Genomic DNA, 23,840 nt, shown 5'->3' on the forward strand with positions numbered 1-23,840 from the left:
GGTGCCGGGCTGTGGCGCTGAACGTGGCGGTCCGCCGCCGGCCGGTGTGCGCCGGGAGGTGGAGGTGGCGCGTGGGACTCGACAAGGTCGGGGCGGCGCCGTCGCCGCCTCGCCACCGGAGTGGGCGACCCCGTCGGGCTGGCCAATCTATTGAATCGTGTCACGGCATAATATACGCTGCTCGCCGCGGAGTTCGAGCCCTCCGGGTGGACCAATTGAGCGGCGAAGCTAGGCCCGTTGGGCTCCGGAACCCTTGACGGCCTCTCTGAGCGGGGCTAACGTCCCGGCATCTCCATTGAAACATTTCACCCCCCATTGCTTCTCGCCGGGAGACTCAGGAGACGCCCATGCCCGACCCCGTACCGGAACGGACGCCGGTTCTCGCGCTGGAGGGGGTGAGCAAGTCCTTCGGAGCCGTACGGGCGTTGCGCGACGTCTCCCTCGCGCTGTACGCGGGCGAGGCGCACGCCCTCGCGGGTGAGAACGGCGCCGGCAAGTCGACCCTGATCAAGACGCTCGCCGGGGTCCACCGGCCGGACGCCGGGACCGTGCTGCTGGACGGCGTACCCGTGGTCATGCACGGACCCGCGGACGCGCGGGACGCCGGAGTCGCCGTCATCTACCAGGAGCCGACGCTCTTCCCCGACCTCTCGGTCGCCGAGAACATCTTCGTCGGCCGCCAGCCGCGCCGCTCCTTGGGCCGGGTCGACCACCGGGCGGTCGCGACGGCGGCAGCCGCCCTCTTCCAGCGGCTCGGCGTCGACCTCGACCCCGGCCGGCCCGCCCGCGGCCTGTCCATCGCCGACCAGCAGCTGGTGGAGATCGCCAAGGCGCTGTCCTTCCAGGCCCGGGTACTGATCATGGACGAGCCCACCGCCGCCCTCACCGGCAGCGAGGTGGCCCGGCTCTTCGGCGTCGTCAGGGCGCTGCGCGCCGGCGGCACCGCCGTGCTGTTCATCTCGCACCGGCTGGAGGAGGTCTTCGCGCTCTGCCAGCAGGTCACCACCCTGCGGGACGGCGCCCTGATCGCCAGTGAGCCGGTCGCCGGGCTCACCGAGGACGACCTGGTCCGCCGGATGGTCGGCCGCGACCTGGACGAGCTGTACCCCAAGGCGCACTCCGACGTCGGCGAGGTCGCCCTCGGGGTGCGCCGGCTGACCCGTGAGGGCGTCTTCACCGACGTCTCCTTCGACGTGCGGCACGGCGAGATCGTCGGCCTCGCGGGACTGGTCGGGGCAGGGCGCAGCGAGGTCGCGCGGGCCGTCTTCGGGGTGGACCGGTGGGACGCGGGCGAGGTGCGGGTCGACGGCAGACCGCTCAGGCCCGGTGCGCCGAGCCTGGCGATGAGCGCAGGGCTCGCTCTGGTCCCCGAGGACCGCAGGGCGCAGGGCCTGGTCATGGGGATGTCCGTCGCTCGCAACATCAACCTGACCGGCCTCGGCGGCACCAGCCGCGCCGGCCTGATGAACCGCGCCGCGGAACGCAGCAGGGCCGCCGACTGGGCGGTGCGCCTCCAGGTGAAGTACGCACGGCTCGCCGACGCCGTCGGCACGCTGTCCGGCGGCAACCAGCAGAAGGTCGTGCTGGCCAAGTGGCTCGCCACCGGTCCGCGGGTGCTGATCGTCGACGAGCCGACCCGCGGTATCGACGTCGGCACCAAGGCCGAGGTGCACCGGCTGCTGTCCCGGCTGGCCGCGGACGGCGTGGCGGTGCTGATGATCTCCTCCGACCTGCCGGAGATCCTCGGCATGGCCGACCGCGTCCTGGTCATGCACGAAGGCCGGCTGGTCGCCGAGATCCCCCGCGCGGAGGCCACCGAGGAGTCGGTGATGGCGGCCGCCACCGGCCGTACCAGGAGCGCGGCATGACGATGACCGCGAAACCCGCCCCCGCGCCGGCGCCCTCGGGAGCAGCCCCCGGCGGCGGCCTGCTCGACCGGGTGCTCAAGGTCAGAGAGCTGGCCATCGCGGTCGTCCTGGTCCTGATGCTGCTGGCCACCCAGCTGGACAACAGCGCCTTCCTGTCCGAGCAGGGCATCAAGGACCTGCTGCTCAACGCGACGATCCTGGTGCTCGTCGGCGTGGGCCAGGCCACCGTGGTGATCACCAGGAACGTCGACCTGTCGGTCGGCTCCACCCTGGGCGTCACCGCCTTCGCGGCCGGCGAGTTCCTCCGCGGCGGCGGCAACCCGCTGCTCGCGGTCCTGATCGCGGTGGCACTCGGCGCCGGGTTCGGCGTCGTCAACGGCCTGCTGGTCAGCCTCGGGCAGGTCCCCGCCCTGGTGGTCACCCTCGGCACCCTCTACATCATCCGCGGCCTGGACTCGATCTGGTTCGGCTCGCGGCAGATCACCGCCGCCGACCTCCCGGCGGGCTTCGTCAGCTTCGGCCGCGACGGCCTCGGCGCGCTGCCCTACCTGGCCGTCCTGACCGCGGTCGTGCTCGCCGCAGCGGCCTACTACCTGCGCAACTACCGCAGCGGCCGCGACATGTACGCCCTCGGCTCCAGTCCGGAGGCCGCCCGGCTCGCCGGAGTGCCGGTCCGCCGGCGCATCCTGGCCGCGTACGTCCTGTGCGGCGCCCTGGCGGGGCTGGCCGGCGCGCTGTACCTGGCCCGCTTCGGCAACGTCGACTCCGGCACCGGCTCGGGATACGAACTCACCGTGGTCAGCGCGGTCGTGGTCGGCGGTGTCGCCTTCACCGGCGGCTCCGGCAGCCTCTACGGCGCCGCACTCGGCGCGCTGCTGCTCACCTCCATCAACAGCGTGCTGCCCTCGATCGGCGTCAGCTCCGTCTGGGTGCAGGCCATCGACGGCACCCTGCTGCTGCTCGCCATCGCCGTGGACCGGGTGGTCGCGCTGCGGGTCGCCGCGGTGCTCCGCAAGCGGGCCGCACAGACAAGGAGCGCCCACCATGACTGACCTCGGCAAGGCGGCGCCCCGGCCGTGGGCGCGCGACGCCCTGCGCTGGGACACCGCCGTCGGCGCGCTGCTCGTCGTCCTGCTGGTGTGCTCCTTCGCCTTCGTCGACAACTTCGGCAACGCGCTCAACCTGTCGTTCCTGATCGGCAACACCCTGCCGATCGCGCTGATCGCGCTGCCCATGACGCTGCTCGTCGTCTCCGGCGAGATCGACCTGTCGGTCGGCTCCACCGCGGGCCTGGCCGGCGCGGTCATGGGCCGGCTGTGGAACGCGGGCATGGCGATCGAGGTGATCATCCCGCTGTGCGTCCTGCTCGGCGTCGTCTGCGGCCTGGTCAACGGCCTGCTGGTGACCAGGCTCGGGCTGCCCTCGCTCGCGGTGACCATCGGCACGCTCGCCGCCTACCGCGGCATCGCGCAGATCGTGCTCGGCTCCGACTCGGTCACCGACTTCCCGCAGCAGTACCTGGACTTCGGGTCCGGCCGGATCGGCGGCAGCTTCGTCCCGCAGGCCGCGGTGCCCTGGGCGGTGCTGCTGGCCGTCGCGGTGCTGGTGCTGCACGCCACCCCGGTCGGCCGCTCGCTCTTCGCGGTCGGCGCCTCCCAGGAGGCCGCCCGGTTCGCCGGGGTGCGGGTCAAGCGGCTGAAGCTGTCGATGTTCGTCGCCACCGGCACCGTCTCCGCGCTGACCGGGGTGTTCTGGGCGCTGCACTACGCCAGCGCCCGCTACGACAACGCCACCGGGCTCGAACTGTCCGTCATCGCCGCCGTGCTGCTCGGCGGCATCGACTTCGACGGCGGCAGGGGGACTCTCGGCGGTGCCGTCGCCGGGGTCTTCCTGCTCGGCGCCCTGCAGAACGTGATGAGCCTGGTCAACGTCTCCGCGCAGTCCCAGACCCTGATCACCGGTGTGCTGCTGGTGGTCTCGGTCCTCGCCCCGCGGGTCGCCCGCCAGGTCGCCCGCGCCCGGCACCGGACGGCCGCGGCCCCGCCACCGCCCGTGCCCGCCGCCACCTGACCCCTCCCCGCGTACCTGCGGCCGTACGACCTCCGGCCGCAGGTACGCACCCCGTCCACCGCGGTCCCACCCGATCAGCCGGACGATCTCCGGTCACCCGGTCACCCGGTCACCCCTGCCGCGCCGCGGCAGCGAAAGGAAGCCCGCATGTCCGAAAGAACCACCCCCGCCCGCCGCCTCACGGCCGTGGTCGCCGTCGTCGGCGTCGTCGCGCTGGGGGCTGCCGCCTGCGGCGGGACCACCAAGAACTCCAGCTCCAAGGACTCCTCCTCGGCCCCCACGGCCGCCTCGACGGCATCCGCCGACCCCGGCGCCCCGCTCAAGAAGGGCCTGACGATCGCCTACCTGCCCAAGGCGGTCAACAACCCGTACTTCACCACCTCCGACACCGGCGGCAGGAAGGCCGTCGAGGCGGCCGGCTCGACGTACAAGGAGGTCGGCACCAGCAGCAGTACGGACACCGCGGGCCAGGTCTCCTACGTCAACACCCTCACCCAGCAGCGGGTCGACGCCATCGCGGTGTCCGCGCAGGACCCCGGTGCGCTGTGCACCGCCCTCAACCAGGCCCGCAAGAACGGCGTCAAGGTCGTCACCTACGACTCGGACACCAACGCCGGCTGCCGCGACGTCTTCATCTCGCAGGCCAGTTCGGAGGACCTGGGCAGGACCGAGGTCCAGCTGATGGCCGAGCAGATCGGCAACAAGGGCCGGATAGCGATCCTGTCCGCCGCCCAGACCGCGACCAACCAGAACACCTGGATCGGCTTCATGAAGGACGAGCTGAAGAAGCCGCAGTACAAGGACATCCAGCTGGTCAAGGTCGCCTACGGCAACGACGACGCCCAGACGTCCTTCCAGCAGACGCAGGGCCTGCTGCAGCAGTACCCGGACCTGAAGGGGATCATCTCCCCGACCACGGTCGGCATCAAGGCGGCGGCCCAGTACCTGAGCGGCTCGAAGTACAAGGGCAAGGTCCAGCTCACCGGCCTGGGCACCCCCAACGACATGCGGGCCTACGTCGCCGACGGCACCGTGCGGTCCTTCGAGCTGTGGGACCCGGCCAAGCTCGGAGCGCTCGCCGCCCACACCGCGATCGCGCTGGTCTCCGGCCGGATCACCGGCGCCCCCGGCCAGACCTACACGGCAGGCGACATGGGCACTTTCACCATCGGCCAGGACAGCACGGTGGTCCTCGGCAAACCGACGGTCTTCGACAAGTCCACCATCGGGCAGTTCAATTTCTGATTCGGCCGCCGGCCCCCGGTGGGGCCGGCGCCGTGAAAGGTCCTTGGATGAAACGTGTCTGCTTTCTGCTCAAGGTCCGGCAGGACCGCCTCGCCGAGTACCGCGAGCGGCATGCCGCGGTGTGGCCCGAGATGCAGGCCGCGCTGACCGCGACAGGCTGGCGCAATTACTCCCTCTTCCTGCGCGACGACGGTCTGCTCGTCGGTTATCTGGAGACGGAGGATTTCGCGCTGGCGCGTGCCGCTATGGACCGCACCGAGGTCAATGCCCGGTGGCAGAAGGAGATGGCGGGCTTCTTCGAAGAATTGGACGGGGCCGCACCCGATGCGGCTATGGTTCCGCTCAGTGAGGTCTTCCACCTCTCGTGAAACGCCACCGGAATCGTTGCCGGGCGCTGCCCGAGCGGATGGGTGAAGCGATTCATTCGCCCGGCTCCGGGGCACGACCGCGTCAGCGTCTTGTTCTGCGGTGCAGGGGCGGGTTTGTATGATTGAATAGGTTCAATCCAACGGTCGGGGGAGACCCCGCTGAGTGTCGGTCCTGCGCAGGCGGAGCCCGGCGGTGGGACGGGGACGGAGCGTGGCATCCATGGTGGGGATCAAAGACGTGGCGCGGCAGGCCGGCGTCTCGGTGGGCACCGTCTCCAACGTGATCAACCGGCCCGATCTGGTGGCCGAGGAGACCAGGACCCGGGTGCAGTCGGTCATCGCCAGGCTCGGCTACGTCCGCAGCGAGTCCGCCCGCCAGCTCAGGGCCGGTGCCAGCCGCATCATGGCGCTGCTGGTGCTCGACATGGGCAACCCGTTCTTCGTGGCCGTCGCCAGCGGCGCCGAGCGCACCGCGCGGGCGGCCGGCCTCGGCGTCATGGTCTGCAACAGCGCGCAGAGCGTCAGCGAGGAGCTGGAGTACCTCTCGCTGTTCGCCGAGCAGCGGGTGCGCGGCGTCCTGGTCACCCCCGCCGACCCGACGGGCCGCAGCCTCGACGGCCTGCGCAGCCAGGGCATCCCCTTCGTCCTGGTCGACCGCGTCTCGGCCGACCCGGACGTCTGCTCGGTCTCGGTGGACGACGTGGCGGGCGGCCGGCTGGCCGCCCAGCACCTGATCGCGGCCGGCCACCGCTCGATCGTCTACGTCGGCGGCCCGCCCGAGGTGCCCCAGGTCCGCGACCGCAAGGCCGGTGCGCTGGCCGCGCTTGCGGAGGCCGGGCTGCCCGCCGACTCGCTGACCGAGATCTCCGCGGAGCGCCTCGACGTCTCCGCGGGACGGGACGCCGGATCACGCCTGCTGGGCCTCGGCAAGCGGCCCACCGCGGTCTTCTGCGCCAACGACCTGCTGGCGCTGGGGGTGCTGCAGGCGATGTTCGCGGCCCGGATCAGCGTCCCCGACGAGATGGCGATCGTCGGCTACGACGACATCGAGTTCGCCGCGGCCGCGGCCGTCCCGCTCACCTCGGTACGCCAGCCGGCCGTGTCCATGGGCCGGCTCGCGGCCGAGATGCTGCTGGAGGAGACCGTCGGCGACCCCGCCGACCACCGGCACCGCCAGACCGTCCTGCAGCCGGAGCTGGTCGTCCGCGGCTCCAGCCTCCCCGGCCGCTGACGCGTCAGCCGGCGACGGCGAGCCCCTCGGGGACGCCGGCGTCCCGCGGCTCGTCGCGGCGCACCGCCACGACGGCCATGTCGTCGTCGAGACCGGCGGCGTGCGCCCGCAGGTCGCTGGTCACCGCCTCCACCAGCGAGTCGGGCAGGTGTCCCGTCCAGGCCGCGGCGCGCTCCAGGAGCGGGTAGAAGCCGCCGCTGCCGTCGCGCGCCTCGGTGACCCCGTCGGTGTACATCAGCAGCCGGTCGCCGGGCGTGAAGGGGAAGGTCGTCGGGGTGTAGCCGCCGTCGGCCAGTGCGCCAAGGCCCAGCGGCGGCGCGGGCTCCTCGGCGTCCAGCGGGGTGACGGTGTCCTCGTGGAAGAGCAGCGGCGGCAGGTGCCCGCAGCTGACCACGTGCACGTACGGCTCGTCGTCGGGGATCTCGATGACGGCCGCGGTGACGAACCGCTCCGCCGCGTGGGCGTCCCCGGGCTCGTTCAGGCCCCAGCGGACGCTGCCCTCCAGCGAGGCGACCAGTTCCGGCAGCGGCGACTGGCGGTGGGCCGCCGCGCGGAAGGCGCCCAGGACCAGCTCGGTGTCGCCGATCGAGGCGAGGCCCTTGCCGCGGACGTCGCCGATGAGCAGCCGGGTGGAGTCGGCGGTGCGGGCCACCGCGTAGAGGTCGCCGCCGACCGGGGTGCCGACCTCGGCGGCGCGGTAGGCGGACGCGATCGAGACCGGGCCGGCCCGCCGTGGCAGCGGCCGCAGCACCGCCTCGGACACCCGCCGCAGGCCCGCCAGCTCGTGGCGGCGCCGGTCCAGCATGCAGCTGGCGACGACGAGCAGGACCGAGAGCACCAGTAGCGAGCCCAGCTGGAGCAGGACGTTCTCCGAGGTCAGGGTCATCCGCTCGGCCCCGGCGGCGACCAGCGCCAGCACCGCGAGCCCTCCGGTCACGGTCGCGCGGCGCGGGCCGACGAAGAAGGCGGTCAGCGCGACCGGGAGGACCAGGGCGTGCGCCAGGTGGACGTTCGCCGGTACGAAGAGGTCCACGACCGGGACGAGTGCGATCAACCCCGCGGCCGCGGCGGTCAGCACGTCATCGCGGACACTCACGGGCTTCTGCGGTGGCAACAGCCAGGTTCTGGCCGGCATACGGACTCCTTTCGGCTCCGTCACGTCGATCGGTGGCCAGAGCGTACAACCGCCATGAAATATTCCAACAACGTACAAAACCGCCCGCTGCGGTTCTCCGGTGCGGGGGTGACTATGGACTCGGGGGAGTGCCGAACCGAGCGAGGTGGTTCCGTGGGCGACCCGGCGATCGTCGTCAGCGGCCTGAGCAAGCAGTTCGGGTCCGTGACGGCACTGGAGTCGGTGGACTTCGACGTCGAGCCCGGCACGGTCTTCGGGCTGCTCGGCCCGAACGGCGCCGGCAAGAGCACCGCGATCCGCATCCTGACCACGATCCTGCCGCCCAGCGGCGGCCGCGCCGAGGTGCTCGGGCACGACGTGGTGCGCGAGCCCGCGACCGTCCGGGGCCTGATCGGCCTGGCCGGGCAGTACGCGGCGGTGGACCGCAACCTCACCGGGCGGGAGAACCTGCGGCTGATCGGCCGCCTGACCCATGTGCGGCGCTCGCGGGTACGCAGCCGGGCCGCGGAACTCCTGGAGCGCTTCGACCTGACCGAGTCCGCCGACCGGCCGGCGCGGACCTACTCCGGCGGGATGCGCAGACGGCTCGACGTCGCCGCGGCCCTGGTACCCGACCCGCCGGTGCTCTTCCTCGACGAGCCGACCACCGGACTCGACCCGCAGAGCCGCAAGGCGCTGTGGCACCTGATCCGCCGGCTGGTCGCGGACGGCACGACCGTACTGCTCACCACGCAGTACCTGGAGGAGGCCGACCAGCTCGCCTCCCGGGTCGTGGTCATCGACCGCGGCCAGGTCATCGCCGACGACACCCCCGCGCAGCTGAAGTCCCACCTGGGCAACACCGTCATCGAGCTGGACATGGTCAGGGACGACAGGGCCGCACGGGCGGCCGAGCTGCTGCGCGGCGGCTTCGAGGAGGCGCCCCGCGTCGAAGGCCCCCGCGTCAGCCTGCTCTCCAGCGACGGTTCGAGGCCGCTCCTCGACGTGCTGCGCGCCCTGGAGACGCACGGCCTGGTCCCCGGCGCCGTCGCCGTCAGGGAACCCAGTCTCGACGACGTCTTCCTGCAGCTGACCGGGCACTCCGGCGGGGCGGACCCCGCCGTGGGCGGCTCCGGCGGCCCGCCCGCGGAGCCGACGCCATGACGGGCACCGCCACCTCCCGCCGGCACACCGAGGCTGGCACCGCCGGCCCCGAGGGACCGCTGACCGGTACGGCCCCGCGCCTGGTGCGCACCGCCCAGGACGGCATGGCCGTCGCCTGGCGGAACCTGATCGGGCTGCGCAGGGTGCCCCGGCTGCTGGTCTTCTCCACCATCCAGCCGCTGGTCTTCGTGCTGATGTTCCGCTACGTCTTCGGCGGCGTCGTCGCCCCCGCGCTGCACGGCGTCAGCTACGTCGACTTCCTGATCCCCGGGATCTTCGTGCAGACCGCCGTCTTCGGGGCCATGAACACCGCGATCGGCCTGGCCACCGACATGCAGACGGGTCTGATGGAGCGGTTCCGATCGCTGCCGATGGCCAGATCGGCGGTGCTGGTCGGACGCACCACCGCCGACCTCGTACGCAACGTCTTCGTCGTCGCGATGATGACCGGGGTCGGGTTCGCCATCGGCTTCCGCATCCACGCCGGCGTCCTGTCCTTCCTCGGCGGTGTGCTGCTGGTCCTGGCCTTCGGCTTCGCGATGTCCTGGATCTTCGCCGTCGTCGGCATGGCGGTGGGCGACCCGGAGACCGCGCAGGCCGCGGCGTTCCCGGTGCTGGCCCCGCTGGTCTTCGCCTCCGCGGCCTTCGTCCCGGTCAACACGATGCCCGGCTGGCTGCAGGCGTTCGCCGTGCACCAGCCGGTGTCCAGGACCGCCGACGCGGTCCGCGTCCTGGTCCTCGGCGGCCCGGCGGCCGCCGACGTGTGGCAGGCGCTGGCCTGGGACGCCGGCATCGTGGCGGTGTTCGCACCGCTCGGCGTGTGGCTCTACCGCAGGGCCGTGTGACGCGGGGAGGCTGGATATCGAGACCGTGGAAAAAAATCCTGGGAGCCGTGTCGATCCGCGGCTGCGCCGTTCGACCTCGCAGTGAGAGGGTCGAGAGGCGACCCCCGTGGCAAGGAGCCGGACGATGGCGAAGTACATGCTGATCATGCGTGGTACCGACGAGACCATGGCGAAGATGATGGAGACGCCCTTCGAGCAGATGCTGGAGACGATGGGCCGCTTCAATGACGAGCTGATCAGGGCGGGCGTGCTGGTGGCCGCCGAAGGGCTGGACGACCCCGGCCAGGGTGTGGTGGTCGACTTCGGCAGCGAGGCGCCGGTCGTCACCGACGGCCCCTACGGCGAGACCAGGGAGCTGTTCGGCGGCTTCTACCTGCTCGACGTGGCCTCCAAGGAGGAGGCCGTCGAGTGGGCCAAGCGCGTGCCGGGCATCACCGGCACCAAGATCGAGGTCCGCCGTGTCCCGACAATCGACGAGTTCCCGCAGGACAACGAGTGGATCGTCAAGGAGCGGGCCTGGCGCGAGCGCACCGGCCAGCTCTGATGCCGGAGGCCACCGACGGCCCGCCGGTCACCGAGTCGGCGCGGCGGGCCGTCGAGGCGGTCTGGCGGATCGAGTCCGCCAGGATCGTCGCGGCGCTGGCCCGCTACACCCGGGACTTCGCGCTCGCCGAGGACGTCGCGCAGGAGGCCGTGGCGGAGGCGCTGGTCTCCTGGTCCCGCGACGGCCGGCCCGCGGACCCGGTGGGCTGGCTGCTGGCGACCGCCCGGCGCCGCGCCATCGACGGCTTCCGCCGCCGCTCGGCGCTCGCCGAGCGGTACGCCGCGCTCGCGGGCACCCTCGCCGAGGGGGAGGCCAGCTCGGGTGCGGCGGTTCCGCAGGACCGGCCCGACGACCTGCCCTGGGACCCCGACCGGGTCGACGACGACGTCCTCGCGCTGATGTTCGTGGCCTGCCACCCCGTGCTGTCGCCCGAGGCCCGGGTGGCGCTGACGCTGCGCGCGGTCGGCGGCCTGGCGAGCGAGGAGATCGCCAGGGCCTTCCTGGTGACGGTGCCGACTGTGCAGGCGCGGATCACCCGGGCGAAGAAGACGATCGCCGCGGCGGGCGTGCCCTTCGAGCTGCCCCCGGCGGCGGACCGGCGGGAACGGACCGGCGGCATCCTCAGCGTGCTCTACGTGATCTTCACGGAGGGCTCCACGGCGACGGCCGGCGACCGGCTGCTGCGCGCCGACCTGGCGTACGAGGCGATCCGGCTGGCCCGGATGCTGGCCGCCCTGCTGCCGGACGAGCCCGAGGTGCACGCGCTGCTCGCGCTGTTCGAGCTGACCTCCGCGCGCTTCCCCGCCCGCACCGGGCCCGACGGCGAGCCGGTGCTCCTGGAGGACCAGGACCGCCGGCTGTGGGACAGGTCCGCGATCCGCCGCGGCCTGGCCGCGCTCGGCCGGGCCGCGACCTTGGGGCGCGGCCTCGGGCCGTACGGCCTGCAGGCGGCGATCGCCGCCTGCCACGCGTCCGCGCCCTCGGTGCCGGAGACCGACTGGGAGCGGATCGTGCTGCTCTACGAGGCGCTGGGCCGGATCGCGCCCTCGCCCGTCGTCGAGCTGAACCGGGCCGTCGCCGTCGCCATGGCCCAGGGGCCGCAGCAGGCGCTGCCGATGGTGGACGAACTGGTGGCCTCCGACCGCCTGTCGGGCTCCCACCTGCTGCCGAGCGTGCGCGGTGAGCTGCTGCGCCGGCTCGGCAGGACCGCCGAGGCGCGGGCGGAACTGGAGCTCGCCGCCCGGCTGTGCCGCAACGAGCGCGAGCGGTCGGTGCTGCTGCGCAAGGCGGCGGCACTGGCGTGACGCCGGCCGTCGGGCCGACCGGGCGGCCACTGCTGTGGCTTCGCCCTATTTGCGCACTTTCGTGCTTGAATGACCGAATCCCGGCCGCCCGTCGGGGCTTCGGCCCATCACCCCGCGCAAAGGAATTGCAGGATGTCGAATCACTTCACCGGTCTCAGCCTCGGCCCGCCGCTCGGGGACCAACGGCTCGACCTCTGCGACCTGTACGCGTTCCAGTCCCCCGCCGACCCTGCGAGGACGGTGCTCATCCTCAACGCGAACCCGGACGCCGACGCCCTGCACCCCGACGCGATCTACCGCCTCAACATCGACAACGACGGCGACTTCCTCACCGACCTGGCGATCAGCTACGTGTTCTCCCCGCCGAAGGGCGGCCGCCAGACCTTCGACGTCTTCGTCGCGCGGGGCGAGGAGTCCCGCTCGCCGGAGGCCGTGGGGGAGAAGGTCCTCGGCGACGCCGAGGTCTCCTTCGGCACGGTCGCGGGCCCCCACACCGCCGGTCCCTACACGTTCTTCGCCGGGAGCCGCAGCGACGCCTTCTTCTTCGACTTCGACGGGGTCCAGAACCTCTTCGACACCAGCGGCGGCAGGAACTTCACCGCACCCCACCTCGGTGGCAGCTCCCCGTGGACCGGCGTGGACTCCAACACCCAGGCCAACGTGTTCTCCACCGTCGTGGAACTGCCGACGAGCGAGCTGGGAGCCCGTTCCCCGATCCGCGTCTGGGGCCGGTGCAGCGTGCGCGAGGACGGCAGGCTCAACCACGTCGACCGCGCGGGCCACCCCTCGGTCAGCAGCTTCTTCAACACCGACGAGACGAAGGTGGAGTACAACGCCAGCGAGCCGGTCAACGACCGCGAGCGCTGGACCGACCAGTTCGTCCACCTGATGGGGCACACCGGCAACTACACGCGGGAGGAGGCGATCGCGGCCATCGACGCCGACTCGCTGCTGCCCGACATGCTGGTCTTCGACCCGTCGAAGCCCGCGCGCTACCCCAACGGCCGCGTCTTCACCGACGACGTCATCGACCACCGGCTCGCCTTCCTCTCCAAGGGCGACATCCCGCCCTCCGGCCTCTCCCCGCACACCGACCTCCTGGGCGAGTTCCCCTACCTCGGCAACCCGCACGCCAAGAAGGGCTGAGCCCGACGCCTGTGGCACCGTGATGCCATGACCACCAGCCTCGGTGCCTTCGTCCTGGGCACGCCCGACCCGCCGGCCCTGGCGGACTTCTACCGCTCCCTGCTCGGCTGGGAGGAGGTGAGCCGGGAGCCGGACTGGGTCCGGCTGCGCGCGCCGGAGCGCGAACGGCCCGGCCTGAGCTTCCAGCTCGAACCCGACCACGTCCCGCCGGTGTGGCCGCAGCGGCCCGGTGCCCAGCAGATGCAGGCGCACCTCGACATCATGGTCGACGACCTGGACACCGAGGTGGCCCGTGCGGTCTCGCTGGGCGCCGCCGTCGAAGCGCACCAGCCGCAGGACGACGTGCGGGTCCTGCGTGACCCGCACGGACACCTGTTCTGCCTCTTCCTGCCGTGACGCCCCGTGCGGGCCGACGTGCGCCGGGAAAGCGGCTGGGGGAGTGTGGGGGCATGCAGCACTCCCCGGGTGCGGACGCCCGCCGGCCACAGCGCGGACCCGGCTGTGGCCGCCGGTAAGGGAGGCGGGCGCCGCGCCGGCCGGGGCGAGGACCTGGCGGCGGCCCTCGACGACCTGTACGGCACGCCGCCGCCCGGATTCGTCGCCCGCCGCGAGGAACTGGCCGCCCGAGCGAAGGCCGCGGGCCGCGCGGAGGACGCCCGCCGCCTCCACCGCGCCCGCCGCCCCACACTCGGCGCCTGGGCGGCGAACCTCCTGGTCCGCTCCCGGCAGCAGGAGAGCCGGCAGTTCCTCGAACTCGGGCGCGCGCTGCGCGACGCCCACCGCACGCTGGACGGCGACCACCTCAAGGAGCTGTCCGCCCAGCAGTGGCGGGTGATCTCCGCCCTGTCCCGGCAGGCCGCCCAGCTGGCGGAACAGGCCGGCCGGCGGCTGCCGGAGTCCGCGCAGCGCGAGGTGGAGTCCACCCTGCGTGCGGTCCTCGCCGACCCCGACGCCGCCGAGCGGTGGTCCACCGGCCGCCTGGAGACCGCCCTCACCCCGCCGGCCGGCCTGCCCTCCGCGGACGCCCCGCAAGCCGCGCCGACGCGCGGCCCGGCTGCCCCGGCGGCCGCCGCGGACGACCTCGCCGAGCGGCGCCGGCGCAGGCACCGCGACCAGGTGGCACGTGCACGCAAGGAGGCGAAAGCCGCGGAACAGGCCGTGCGCGACCACCGCAAGGAGCAGACCGCGGCCGGCAGGGCGCTGCAGGCGGCACGCGATCGCCGGGAGCAGGCGCAGCATCAGGTGGCGGCCGTGGAGGAGCAGTTGCGGCAGGCCCGCCAGGTCCTCCGGGACGCGGACCAGGAGCAGCGGGAAGCCGAGGACCACCAGCAGGCGGCCGCCGAGACCCTGACCCGCGCGGAACGCGACGCCCAGGCCGCGGCCGTCAAGGTGGACCGCCTCGACAGTCCGGGGTGACGCCCGGCGGAACCGGTGTGCCGCAGGCGCAATCCAGGTGCGCCGGACGATCGGGCTCGGGCACACTGCGCGGGTGAACGCCGACTCAGCCAGGTCGCCGCAGGGGCGGGCCATCCGGCATGTCACGTCCCGGTCGCGCGGAGGCCCCGTCGACCCTGCCCTGCGGGTGACGCTGAACTTCCACCCGGACCGCGTCGCGCGCGGCCGGCCGATCCTGCGGGCGCTGGCCGAGGACGGGGTCTACCTCCCGCAGTTCGTCACCGGCACGAGCAACGGCGGGTTGACCGCTCACCCCGGCGGTGACCGGTGGCGCTGGGAGAGCAGGATCTTCGACGGCGCCTACGACGACGCGCCCGCGCACCAGCGGCCGGTCTACGGCGCGCTGGACTTCCGGCGCAAGCCGCTCGGCGGCGCACCGCGGTTCGGGTCCGCGCACTTCCGGCTGACCGCGCAGACCCTTGCCCGCACCACGTTCTGCTACCCGGACAGCGCGACCGAGCCGTCGGACTTCGGCGTCGCGGCCGGCATGTCGCTCATCGAGCTCGCCGAGGCCGACGAGCGGGACGCCCTCGACGACTACGTCGAGGCGCAGGTGCACGGACCGCTCGTGCTGGAACGCGACGTCGAGGCGCTGGTCCTGGACCCCGGCTACCGGGGAACGGCGGTGGAGGCCGCGGCCCGCCGCCTGCCGTGCCCGCTCGAATGGCACCCGGGACTCCGGCTCTCCGTCGACGAACTCCGGCGCCACCCGGACTACCGGGGACAGGAGTACGTCGACCTGGGAGCCGAGATCGCCGTCGGCGGCCACCTCGACCCCCGGGTCGTCGGGGACGCCGCACGTACCGGGGCCTACGACCAGCAGGCGCTCAAGAAGGTGTGGCACTGCCTGGCGCGCTTCGGTTCGCCGCCGCTGTCCGTCGTCCGCGCGGGCGAGGCGGGCCGGACCGCCGCGACCGGCCACCGAACGGAAAGGGACCCCGTCCGATGACCTCGCCGCCGTCCGGCCGCACCCCGCGGCACGAACCTCCCGCGCCTCCCGCGCCGGGCACCCGCCCTGCGGTCTACCTCCTCACCGGCATCCCCGCCGCCGGCAAGTCGACGATCGCGCAACTGCTGGCGCAGCGGCTCCCGCAGTCGGTGCACGTGCGGGGCGACCGGTTCCGGCGCATGGTGGTCAACGGCCGCGCCGAGATGACCGCCGACCCGACAGAAGAGGCCGTCCGGCAGCTCCGGTTGCGGCACCGGCTGACCGCGACCGTCGTCGACGGCTACTTCGACGCCGGATTCACCGTGGTCGCCCAGGACGTCATCCTCGGCGGGCACCTCGCCGAGATGATCGGCGACATCCGGAGCCGCCCCCTGCACGTGATCGCCCTCGCACCGCGGCCCTCGGCGGTCGCCGCACGCGACGCCGCCAGGGCCAAGACCGCGTACGCCGCCTGGGCGGTCGACCCCCTCGACCACGCCCTGCGGCAGGAGACACCCCGCGTCGGGCTGTGGCTCGACACCTCGGACCAGACCCCCGCGCAGACCGTGGACGAGTCCTCTCCCGTGCCCCGGAAGAGGCGGTACTGCGTGCTGCCGGGACCTGACCGGTGATCCGGGTCCGGGCAGCACGCGGCCGCGGTGTCAGCGGGCGGGCACGGCGGCGGGGGAGTTGTGGTAGGCGGCGACCAGCCACCTGCCGTCCCGCCGGGTCAGGACCCAGGTCGCGATCGAGGACCGGTCGGCCGGCACCTCGGGCTCGCCCGGGAAGAGGACGGCCGTCTCGCTGACCACGACGGCGGCGTCGTCGCCCGGGAAGCGGACGTCCAGCACCTTGTTGCTGGTGGTCGAACCCTTCAGGAAGCTGCTGAAGCCGGCCTGCATGCTCTGCCGGATCTCCTCGCGGGAGGCCCGGTAGGACCCGGGCAGGATCGCGCTGGAGTCCTCGGTGTAGTCGGCCACGAACGCGTCGGCGTCGTGGGCGTCCCATGCGTCGTAGACACCCTTGAGCACCTGGAGGACGGCGCTCTCGTCGGCTGTCCTGGTCTGGTCGGCAGTCACGGTTTTCCTCGTTCGGTCGTCACCCTGCGGGTCGTCGCCTGATGCGACGCACCGGGAGCCGCGGGCGGCTCCACGGGTACATACCGGCGGCGCGGCCGGAACTCATCGCGCACGTTCGTCAGATCTCGATCGCGGGGGCCAGGCCGAACGACGCGAACACCTCGGCGTCCCGGAACACGGTGTTCCTGCTGATCCCGGCGGCGGTGACGGTGAACACCTGGAGCGTGTGCAGCTCGAACGCGCCGCTGTCACCGAGGTTGTACGCGGCGAAGCCCGGCTGGCCGTTCGCCGCGACCGGCACCAGACGCCACCGGGTGCCGGCCTTGGCGAAGACCCAGCCCATGAACCGGCCGTAGTCGTCGCGGCCGGTGAACCAGTTGAGCACCGGGGGCATCTCCATGAGGACGTCCTCGGACAGGAGCCGCTTGAGCCCCTCGATGTCGGCGTGCTCGAACGCCTTCATGTAGCGCTCGACGCAGGCCCGCTGCTCCGCCTGCGAGGGCTCGGCGACCTGGTCCTCCAGGACGCCCGCCTGGCGCAGCCGTACGCGTGCCCGCTGCAGCGAGCTGGTGACCGACGCGGTCGACGTGTCGAGGATCTGCGCGGCCTCGGCGGCGGAGAAGGCGAGCACCTCGCACAGGATCAGCGCGGCGCGCTGGCGCGCGGAGAGGAGCTGGAGCGCGGCGACGAAGGCCAGCCGCAGGCTGCCGCGGTCGACGGCCGCCCCGGCGGACTGGCCGAGGTGCAGCAGCGCGTCGGGCATCGGCTGCAGCCAGGTGGCCTCTCCCCCGTGGACCAGGGGGTCCAGCGGCGGCCGGTCGGCGACCGTTCCCGACGGCAGCGGCCGGCGGCTCCGGGTCTCCAGCGCGGTCAGGCAGGCGTTGGTCGCGATCCGGTACAGCCAGGTCCGCAGCGAGCTGCGGGCCGGGTCGTAGCGGTCCCGCGCCCGCCAGGCCCGCAGGCAGGTCTCCTGGACCAGGTCCTCGGCGTCGTGCACCGAGCCGAGGAAGCGGTAGCAGTGGGCCAGCAGTTCCGGCCGGTACTGCTCGATCCGAGCCTCGAAGTCCTCTGCCACGGTCGTTGCCCCCGACGCCTGCTCGTGCTCCCCGTGCCGGGGACCTTAGCCCAGATCTGCGTCAGGACGCAGGCGCAGAACCGCCACCTGCGCTCTTGCACGAGCGCGCCGGGACGTAAGCACCGTGGAAGCATCCGCGTTCGAGACCGCGTGCGCCCACCGATCAGCCGGCCTCCCCCCGCGGGGAGGGCCGCTGGTCCTCGGCCCGCACCCCTCCGACGCCGAAAGGGCCTCACCCATCACGGCCCGCTGCCTGGGCCGTCGAGGAAGTGGACGGCCGGGTGCGGGTGCATCAGGAAGTCGTGGTGCGAGATGTTCCACGCGTAGGCGCCGGCCAGCGCGAAGGCGACGCGGTCCCCGGCGCGCAGGCCCGCGACCGGCACGTCCCGGGCCAGCACGTCCTTGGGCGTGCACAGCTGGCCCACGAACGTCACAGGCCCGGGGCCGCCTTCGGGCCGCGGCCAGGGATGGGGCCAGGACGCCACCGGGAGCACCGCGCAGGGCTGGTCGTGGCCGCGGGTCGCGGGCGTGCGCAGATGGTGGGTTCCGCCGCGGACGACGGCGAACTGCGCGCCGCGGCTGTGCTTGACGTCCAGCACTTCGGTGACGTACCAGCCGCAGTACGCGGTCAGCGCGCGCCCCGGCTCGACCCGCAGCACGAGACCGGGGTGCCGGGCGGCGATGCGGGCCAGGACCGCGCCGTATGCGGCCCAGTCGAATCGCGCGCCCGGGTCGCCGTAGTCGACCCGCATGCCGCCGCCGAGGTTCAGCTCTCCGAGGGCGATCCCGTGCCGCCGGGCCAGGGCGTCCGCCGCCGCGGCCACCGCCTCGGCGACGGCGGCCAGTTCGGGCGCGGCCAGGCCGCTGGCCAGGTGGGCGTGCAGGCCGGTCAGCTCCAGCCGCGGGTGCGAGCCGTCGGTGAGCATCCGTATGGCGGCGTCCGTGTCGCCGGGGTCCATCCCGAACGGCGAGGGGCCGCCGCCCATGGCCAGCGCGCCCGACGCCAGCAGGCCCTCGGGGACGGCCGGGTTGAACCGCAGCAGCACGCGCACCGGCCCGCTCGCCCCGGGCCGCCGGGCCGACAGGTGCGCCAGGACGCGCAGTTCGTGCGGGCTCTCCACGTGGAAGCGGCCGACCCCGCGGTCGAGGGCCGCCCCGATCTCCGCAGGCGTCTTCCCCGGCCCGCCGAACGCCAGCGGGTGCGCGGGCAACGCCGCGGCCACGTGGGCGACTTCGCCGCCGGAGGCGACCTCGAAGCCGTCGGCGTACGGCGCCAGGGCGGCAAGCACCCGCGGCTCGGGGTTGGCCTTCGCCGCGTAGTACAGCTCCACTCGCGGCGGCAGCGCCGCCCGGACGGCCGCGGCATGGGCCGCAAGCCCCGTCAGGTCGTAGACGTAGGCGGGCAGGTCGCCGGCCGGGAGGCCGTCGAGCGCCGCCCGTACGCGCGGTTCCGGTGCGGTGAGCACCCGGGGCTCGGTCACCACGCGGCCCCGGCCGCACCGTCGGCCGCCGCGCCCTGCGGCCCGGCGGGCGCCAGCGGCGAGGGCAGGCGCACGTAGGCCGCCTGGCTGTCGGCCGCCCGCCGCCAGCGGGTGAGCAGATTGGCCTTGGCCGGCAGCGCCTCGCCCGCGAGCAGTGCCGCGATCCGCGGGTGGCGGCCGTGCCGGGCGCCGTACGCGGCCAGGGTCCGGCGCACCGCGGACCACAGCTCCGGCTCGACGCCCGGGCTCACGTCGGCGAGCGCGGCCAGCATGTCGCCGATGTTGTTGACGAACAGGCAGTACGCCAGCCGCGTCCAGCCCTGCTCGCTGTCGTAGGTGAGCGGCTCCGCGACCTGCCGCGGCAGCGTGTCGAGCGCCTCCGCGTGGTGGTCGCGCAGCAGCTTGGTGCCCTCCAGGTCCCGGAAGAGGACCCCGGCCGGCATCCCGTCGCCGCCGACGCAGACCAGGACGTTCTGCAGGTGGGGTTCGAGCACGACGCCGTGGTCGGCCCAGGCGGCCAGCACCGGCGGCACGAGCAGCCCGAGGTACGCCTGCCACCAGTGCAGGACCGCGGCCGGGCCCGCGTCGCGCGGCAGCAGCCGGCTGATGTGCGCGGGCCCGGTCGGGTACTCGTCGGCCACGGCCGCGGCCAGCAGCGCGGTGGCGCCCGGCGGTGTCCGGCCCGCAAGGCCCTCCCGGACGATCACCCCGAAGCCCTCCAGCAGGTCCGGGTCCGGCGTGCCGTCGGTGCCCGGCAGGGCCACGCTGCGGAAGGCCGGCTCGCGCAGGATCGCGTGGCCGGGGAAGCGCGCCGTCAGATCGGCGGCCACCGGCTCCAGCAGCCTGGTCAGGGCGACCGCGCCCTGCAGCTCGTAAACGGCGTTCTTGCGCAGGCAGTTGGTGATCCGGACGTTCAGGCTGAACTTCAGGAAGCTGTCACCGTCATAGAGGGTCCGCACCGACGCGGTGGCCGCGAACCGCGTGCCGGTGACGCCGAGGTCGCGGACGTCACCGCGCTGCAGGGCGGTGCGCAGCACCGGGTGCCGGTGCAGCAGCTCGTACTGCCACGGGTGCACGGGCAGCAGCCGGTAACCTGCGGGGGCCTGGCCCAGCGCGTCCAGTGGCGCGGTCCCGCCCGGCTCCGCCCGCTCCTCGGCGACCAGCGCCTCGCGGACGGCGAGCAGGCGTACGGGGAAGACCGCGCCGGTCTCGGGCGCGTACGCCTCCCAGGCGCCGCTGTCCGTGCCGGCCTCGCGGGCCTTGGGGGCGGGGTGGAAGCGGTGGCCGAAGACCAGGGACCGCTCCGAGGCCAGATAGCGGCTGCGCGGGTCGGGGCCTCCCGCGGGCCTCGGCAGGGCGAGGGCGGCGGCGACGGCGTCGTGGCTGGCGGCGACCTGGCCGGGGAACTCGTCGTTGGACACCCCCGTGTGCGCCGTGAGCGCGGCGTGCGTGTGCCCGGCCAGCGCCTCCCAGCTGATCGGCGTCCAGCGGCCTGCCGCGTACCGGCAGACGGGACCGGCGAAGCGGTGCGCCCCCAGGGCGGAGACCCGCCGCACCGCCACCCGCAGCCATGTCCCGTCAGGGGGCAGCCGCAGCACCAGGTGGCCGCTGCTGAGCGCGGCCCATCGCCGCGGGGCGGCCACCTCGCGCAGCAGGCAGTTGAGGAGGGTGTGGGACACCGCGTCGCCCGGCGAGGGCAGCCCGCGGCCGCCGGCCGTGGCCGGCGGTACGTACGCCGTGGTCATCGGGGCTCGCGCAGAAGGTAGTTGGGCCCGGTGGTGTAGTACTTGTTGATGTCGGAGGCACCGGAGCGCCGCTTGCTGAGCAGCGTGCCCGCGGTCACCATCGCCTTGACCGGCAGCCGGTCGGCGTCGAGCACCGCGCTCCGCAGCACCTCCGCAGGGCCGGGGGCCGTCAGCGCCAGCCGCGCCACCGCCCCGGCCAGGCGGTCGCGGACCAGGCCCAGCAGGTCGGGCAGCGGGGCGCGGCCGGGCCCGGACAGGGCGAGCGCCAGGGCGCCCGCGCACAGGTGCACGGTGATGGTCGTGAACAGCGCCACCAGCGGGGCGTCGTCCTCCACCGTGATCCGCGGGTCGTCGAAGTCCGCAGGGCCTGGCGCGCCGGGTCCGAGGGCGGCGGCGAGCCGGTGCCGGTGGAGCCGCAGCCCGTCGTCGTCCTTGAAGAGCAGCCGGACCCGGGTGGCGCCGCCGTGCTCGTCCAGCACCAGCGAGAGGTTCTGCTGGTGGGACTCCAGCGCTATGCCGTAACCGAACAGCGTGACCTGCCAGTCCAGCAGCAGGGTCAGCACGGCGTCCAGCAGCGCCACCGGATCGCCGCCGGTGTAACGGCCGGCGAGGTGGTCGGCGACCGGGCGGCCGTCCGGCGCGGGCGCGGGCAGCGCCGCCAGCGGCAGGACGGTGCAGCCGTCGAGGCCGGCCGGGTGCCGCCGCACCAGCACGGCCAGCAGCTCGTGCCCCGCGTGCATCCAGCGGGTCTCGTCGCAGTGCAGCACCCGGCTCCGGAAGCGCGGCTCGCGGGCGACGACGGCCTCCAGCACGCGCTGCCCGGCGGCGCCGTCCACGAGCGTTCCCGGCTTGATCGTGCGGCGGTTGAGCAGCCCCAGCGTGGAGGTGGCCAGCGGCAGCTTCAGATGGACGCCGGGATGGTCGCTCAGCGCCACCGTACGGGTGGACAGGGTCGGCTCCGCGGTCAGGAAGGGCCGCTCGGCGAGCACCGCGCCGCCGGCAGGACCCGCGGCCCGCAGCAGCTCCCGCAGCGGCCCGGCGGCGGTCAGCGGGTGGACGGGCAGGGCGACATGGCCGCCGTCGAGCCCGGCGTGCCCGAGGTCGGAGGGCACCGGCCAGAAGCCGGTGAGCGGACCGTCCCCCGCCGGGCGGACCGTGACCCGGGCGCGGGGCACGAGCAGCCAGCGCAGCGGGAAGGACGGTGCGAACTCCGGTGCGTGGCCGAGCAGCTGGTCCGCGGTCAGGCCGCTGCGGGCGGCGCCGGTCGGGTGGAGCGGGTGCCCGCGGCGGGCGGCGAGCGAGTCGAACGCCAGGGCGGCGGCCAGGCCCTGCCACCGGGCGGGAGCCGGGCCGTGGCGGGCGGTCAGCCGCTCGTGCGTCTCCTCCCGGGTGGCCGCCTGGAGCCGCAGCGAGGCGAGCGCGTCGTCGTACTCCGCGGCGAAGGCGGCGAAGCCGGGCGCGTCCTCGGGCGCGGCGAACCCCGCCAGGGCGGCGAGCGCCTCCGCGCCGCCCCGCAGCTCCCGGCCGGGGCGCCCGCGGCCCCCGGAGGCGGGCGGCTCGGCGCGCAGCAGGGGCAGCCGGGCGGCGTACTCGCACTGGAAGCCGTCGTCGCGGACCGGCAGGAGGAGGTCCTCCGGGCAGCGGCCGGTGGCGCTCAGCCGGAGCCAGCGCCCGTCCGGGCGGTCCTCGGCGGTGCTGCGGGTGCGCAGCCCGCAGACGTCCTCGCGCAGCAGGGTGCTCAGCACCCGGAGCAGCAGGGCGGTTTCGACCGCGTCGGGCACGGTGCCGTGAGCCGCGGCGTCCGCGCCTCGGGGAGCGGCCGCCGTCACGCGGTGATCTCCCACGTCCTGGAGGCCACGAAGGCGTCCACGGCGCGGTCCACGGCCGGCTGGCCGGGGCCGGTGGCCCGGACCACGCCCAGCAGGTCGCGGTTGGTGTGGTGCACGGGCTGCCGGCTGCCGACGGCCCGCAGCGGGCGGTAGGCGAGCCGCACGCCGCCGACGTCGAGGTCCTCGGGTTCGGGCGCGGCGCTCAGCGTGCCCGCGGTGCGGGCGTACGGGTAGGCCAGGCAGCCGGCGCGCGCCGGCTCGGGCCACGGATCCGGCGGCAGCGGCTCGCCCAGGTGGACCCGCAGGATCAGCTCGAACAGCGGCACCGCGAGCAGGTCGGCCATGAGCAGGTCGCACTGGTCGCCGATGGCCCGGTAGTTCACCTCGACCAGGCGCGCCCGGCCGCCGGCCAGCACGAACTCGGTGTGGCAGGCCCCGAACCCCACTCCGAGGGCGTCGAGTTGGGCCAGCACCTGGGCCACCACGGACTCCGGCCGGCCGGTGTCCCAGGTCAGCCGCTCCTCGATGAAGTACGGCGGCGCGGACAGCTGCGTACGGAAGCCGCCGAGCACCCTGCGGGTCCCGCCGTCCCCGAGCGTCTCCAGGGTGTGCAGGTCGCCGGGCAGGAACTCCTCGACGACCAGGGCGTCATCGGGACGGCGGGACCGGATCTCGGCGCAGCGGGCGAGCAGTTCCGGCCGCCCGGTCACGAGCACGACGTCCTCGCTGGCCACCCCCTCACGGGGTTTGACCACGCACGGGAAGGGGACCTCGGCCAGCTCGGGGACGGTCGCCGGCTCATGCCCGGCGGGCACTTCCGCGGCGCGGACCGGGACCCCGGCCGGCAGGTCCGCCGCCGCGAGCCGCCGGCGCATCTCCGCCTTGTCCTTGGTCCGCAGCGCCGCCCGCCAGTCCTTCGCCGGCAGGCCGAAGTACCCGGCGGCCAGCGCGGTCTGCACCTGGAGGTGGTCGCTGTTGCTGAAAACCGCGTCGGGGCGCCGGTGGCCCGCGATACGGGAGACCACCGCCCGGAAGTCCCGTACGGGGCACTCCAGGACCTCGACCCCGTCGTAGGCCCTGCCGGTGACGGCGCGGTGGGCGGCCGGCTGGTCGGTGAGGACGGTGACGGCCAGGCCCAGCCGGCGGGCGGCGGGCAGGAACCCCTCGGTGACGGAGTCCGTCGGGTTCAGGGCCAGCAGGTACATCTGCACAGGCGGTTCGGCTTCCGTGCGGCGGTGTCGGGATGCCCGCCGCGGGCGGCGGGCGGGCTCATGCGCGAAGAGCCCGGGGTCAGGCATGCCTCGGTCCGTCAACCCGTACTCTTGTGCGCCGAGTTGACCACATGGCGT

The 23,840-nt window shown here is 74.0% G+C and carries 21 protein-coding genes and 1 pseudogene; 15 read left to right on the forward strand and 7 right to left on the reverse strand.

Features of this window, described 5'->3' with window-relative positions; translation table 11 throughout:
• The first annotated feature begins 347 nt into the window (after positions 1-347).
• The 6 genes from NFU81_RS02100 (at position 348) to NFU81_RS02125 (ending at position 6,782) form a co-directional block, all read left to right on the forward strand.
• On the forward strand, positions 348-1,868 hold the full coding sequence (locus NFU81_RS02100; RefSeq protein WP_251484232.1) for a sugar ABC transporter ATP-binding protein: 1,521 nt from the start codon (positions 348-350) through the stop codon (positions 1,866-1,868).
• A complete protein-coding gene (locus NFU81_RS02105) occupies positions 1,865-2,920 on the forward strand; it encodes an ABC transporter permease (protein ID WP_422665127.1) in 1,056 nt (351 codons plus the stop codon). The genes NFU81_RS02100 and NFU81_RS02105 overlap by 4 nt, the downstream gene beginning before the upstream one ends.
• On the forward strand, positions 2,913-3,938 hold the full coding sequence (locus tag NFU81_RS02110; RefSeq protein WP_251484235.1) for an ABC transporter permease: 1,026 nt from the start codon (positions 2,913-2,915) through the stop codon (positions 3,936-3,938). Before NFU81_RS02105 ends, NFU81_RS02110 begins: the two co-directional genes overlap by 8 nt.
• 147 nt (positions 3,939-4,085) lie before the next feature.
• A complete protein-coding gene (rhaS, locus tag NFU81_RS02115; protein WP_251484239.1) occupies positions 4,086-5,183 on the forward strand; it encodes a rhamnose ABC transporter substrate-binding protein in 1,098 nt (365 codons plus the stop codon).
• 47 nt (positions 5,184-5,230) lie between these two features.
• Positions 5,231-5,551, forward strand: coding sequence for an L-rhamnose mutarotase (locus NFU81_RS02120; protein WP_251484242.1), 321 nt, complete (start codon positions 5,231-5,233; stop codon positions 5,549-5,551).
• Positions 5,552-5,762: 211 nt separating this feature from the next.
• Entirely contained in the window at positions 5,763-6,782 is a 1,020-nt protein-coding gene (locus NFU81_RS02125; RefSeq protein WP_251484253.1) for a LacI family DNA-binding transcriptional regulator, read from the forward strand.
• 4 nt (positions 6,783-6,786) lie between these two features.
• Here the strand turns inward: NFU81_RS02125 and NFU81_RS02130 are convergent, their stop codons facing one another.
• Positions 6,787-7,917 carry a PP2C family protein-serine/threonine phosphatase gene (locus NFU81_RS02130; RefSeq protein WP_251484257.1) on the reverse strand — a complete coding sequence of 377 codons (1,131 nt, stop codon included), beginning with the start codon at positions 7,915-7,917 and terminating at the stop codon, positions 6,787-6,789.
• A gap of 153 nt (positions 7,918-8,070) precedes the next feature.
• Here NFU81_RS02130 and NFU81_RS02135 point away from each other — a divergent pair, with 153 nt between their 5' ends.
• The 9 genes from NFU81_RS02135 to NFU81_RS02175 all read left to right on the forward strand — a co-directional run bounded on the left by NFU81_RS02135 (position 8,071) and on the right by NFU81_RS02175 (position 15,914).
• Positions 8,071-9,060, forward strand: a complete 990-nt coding sequence (locus tag NFU81_RS02135; protein ID WP_251484260.1) for an ATP-binding cassette domain-containing protein — start codon at positions 8,071-8,073, stop codon at positions 9,058-9,060.
• On the forward strand, positions 9,057-9,905 hold the full coding sequence (locus tag NFU81_RS02140; protein WP_251484264.1) for an ABC transporter permease: 849 nt from the start codon (positions 9,057-9,059) through the stop codon (positions 9,903-9,905). Before NFU81_RS02135 ends, NFU81_RS02140 begins: the two co-directional genes overlap by 4 nt.
• A 124-nt stretch (positions 9,906-10,029) precedes the next feature.
• A complete protein-coding gene (locus NFU81_RS02145; RefSeq protein ID WP_251484266.1) occupies positions 10,030-10,449 on the forward strand; it encodes a YciI family protein in 420 nt (139 codons plus the stop codon).
• Positions 10,449-11,753 (forward strand): RNA polymerase sigma factor, encoded by a 1,305-nt coding sequence (locus tag NFU81_RS02150; RefSeq protein WP_422665128.1) that lies wholly within the window; start codon positions 10,449-10,451, stop codon positions 11,751-11,753. The genes NFU81_RS02145 and NFU81_RS02150 overlap by 1 nt, the downstream gene beginning before the upstream one ends.
• 132 nt (positions 11,754-11,885) lie before the next feature.
• Complete coding sequence (locus NFU81_RS02155) at positions 11,886-12,899, forward strand: DUF4331 family protein (protein WP_251484268.1); 1,014 nt, start codon at positions 11,886-11,888, stop codon at positions 12,897-12,899.
• A 27-nt stretch (positions 12,900-12,926) separates the two neighbouring features.
• On the forward strand, positions 12,927-13,295 hold the full coding sequence (locus NFU81_RS02160; protein WP_251484269.1) for a VOC family protein: 369 nt from the start codon (positions 12,927-12,929) through the stop codon (positions 13,293-13,295).
• Positions 13,296-13,400: 105 nt separating this feature from the next.
• Complete coding sequence (locus NFU81_RS02165) at positions 13,401-14,315, forward strand: hypothetical protein (protein WP_251484270.1); 915 nt, start codon at positions 13,401-13,403, stop codon at positions 14,313-14,315.
• A gap of 73 nt (positions 14,316-14,388) precedes the next feature.
• On the forward strand, positions 14,389-15,303 hold the full coding sequence (locus tag NFU81_RS02170; protein ID WP_251484272.1) for a DUF3626 domain-containing protein: 915 nt from the start codon (positions 14,389-14,391) through the stop codon (positions 15,301-15,303).
• The gene (locus NFU81_RS02175) at positions 15,300-15,914 is read left to right on the forward strand and encodes a zeta toxin family protein (protein WP_251484274.1); all 615 of its coding nucleotides are present in this window, start codon (positions 15,300-15,302) and stop codon (positions 15,912-15,914) included. Before NFU81_RS02170 ends, NFU81_RS02175 begins: the two co-directional genes overlap by 4 nt.
• Before the next feature lie 30 nt (positions 15,915-15,944).
• Here the strand turns inward: NFU81_RS02175 and NFU81_RS02180 are convergent, their stop codons facing one another.
• From NFU81_RS02180 to NFU81_RS02205, 6 genes and pseudogenes are all read right to left on the reverse strand, one after another.
• The gene (locus tag NFU81_RS02180) at positions 15,945-16,361 is read right to left on the reverse strand and encodes an SgcJ/EcaC family oxidoreductase (RefSeq protein ID WP_251484276.1); all 417 of its coding nucleotides are present in this window, start codon (positions 16,359-16,361) and stop codon (positions 15,945-15,947) included.
• Positions 16,362-16,479: 118 nt separating this feature from the next.
• A pseudogene (locus NFU81_RS02185) lies at positions 16,480-17,448 on the reverse strand (sigma-70 family RNA polymerase sigma factor); the annotation flags it as partial.
• A gap of 227 nt (positions 17,449-17,675) precedes the next feature.
• Positions 17,676-18,920: a type III PLP-dependent enzyme gene (locus NFU81_RS02190; protein WP_422665129.1), complete on the reverse strand. Its 1,245-nt coding sequence runs from the start codon at positions 18,918-18,920 to the stop codon at positions 17,676-17,678.
• Positions 18,914-20,662 carry an IucA/IucC family protein gene (locus NFU81_RS02195; RefSeq protein WP_251484282.1) on the reverse strand — a complete coding sequence of 583 codons (1,749 nt, stop codon included), beginning with the start codon at positions 20,660-20,662 and terminating at the stop codon, positions 18,914-18,916. The genes NFU81_RS02190 and NFU81_RS02195 overlap by 7 nt, the downstream gene beginning before the upstream one ends.
• Entirely contained in the window at positions 20,659-22,443 is a 1,785-nt protein-coding gene (locus NFU81_RS02200; protein WP_251484568.1) for an IucA/IucC family protein, read from the reverse strand. The genes NFU81_RS02195 and NFU81_RS02200 overlap by 4 nt, the downstream gene beginning before the upstream one ends.
• Positions 22,444-22,487: 44 nt before the next feature.
• Positions 22,488-23,702, reverse strand: coding sequence for an ATP-grasp domain-containing protein (locus tag NFU81_RS02205; protein WP_251484286.1), 1,215 nt, complete (start codon positions 23,700-23,702; stop codon positions 22,488-22,490).
• Between the last annotated feature and the right edge of the window lie 138 nt (positions 23,703-23,840).

This window comes from Actinacidiphila cocklensis (assembly GCF_907177275.1).
Taxonomy (GTDB): domain Bacteria; phylum Actinomycetota; class Actinomycetes; order Streptomycetales; family Streptomycetaceae; genus Actinacidiphila; species Actinacidiphila cocklensis.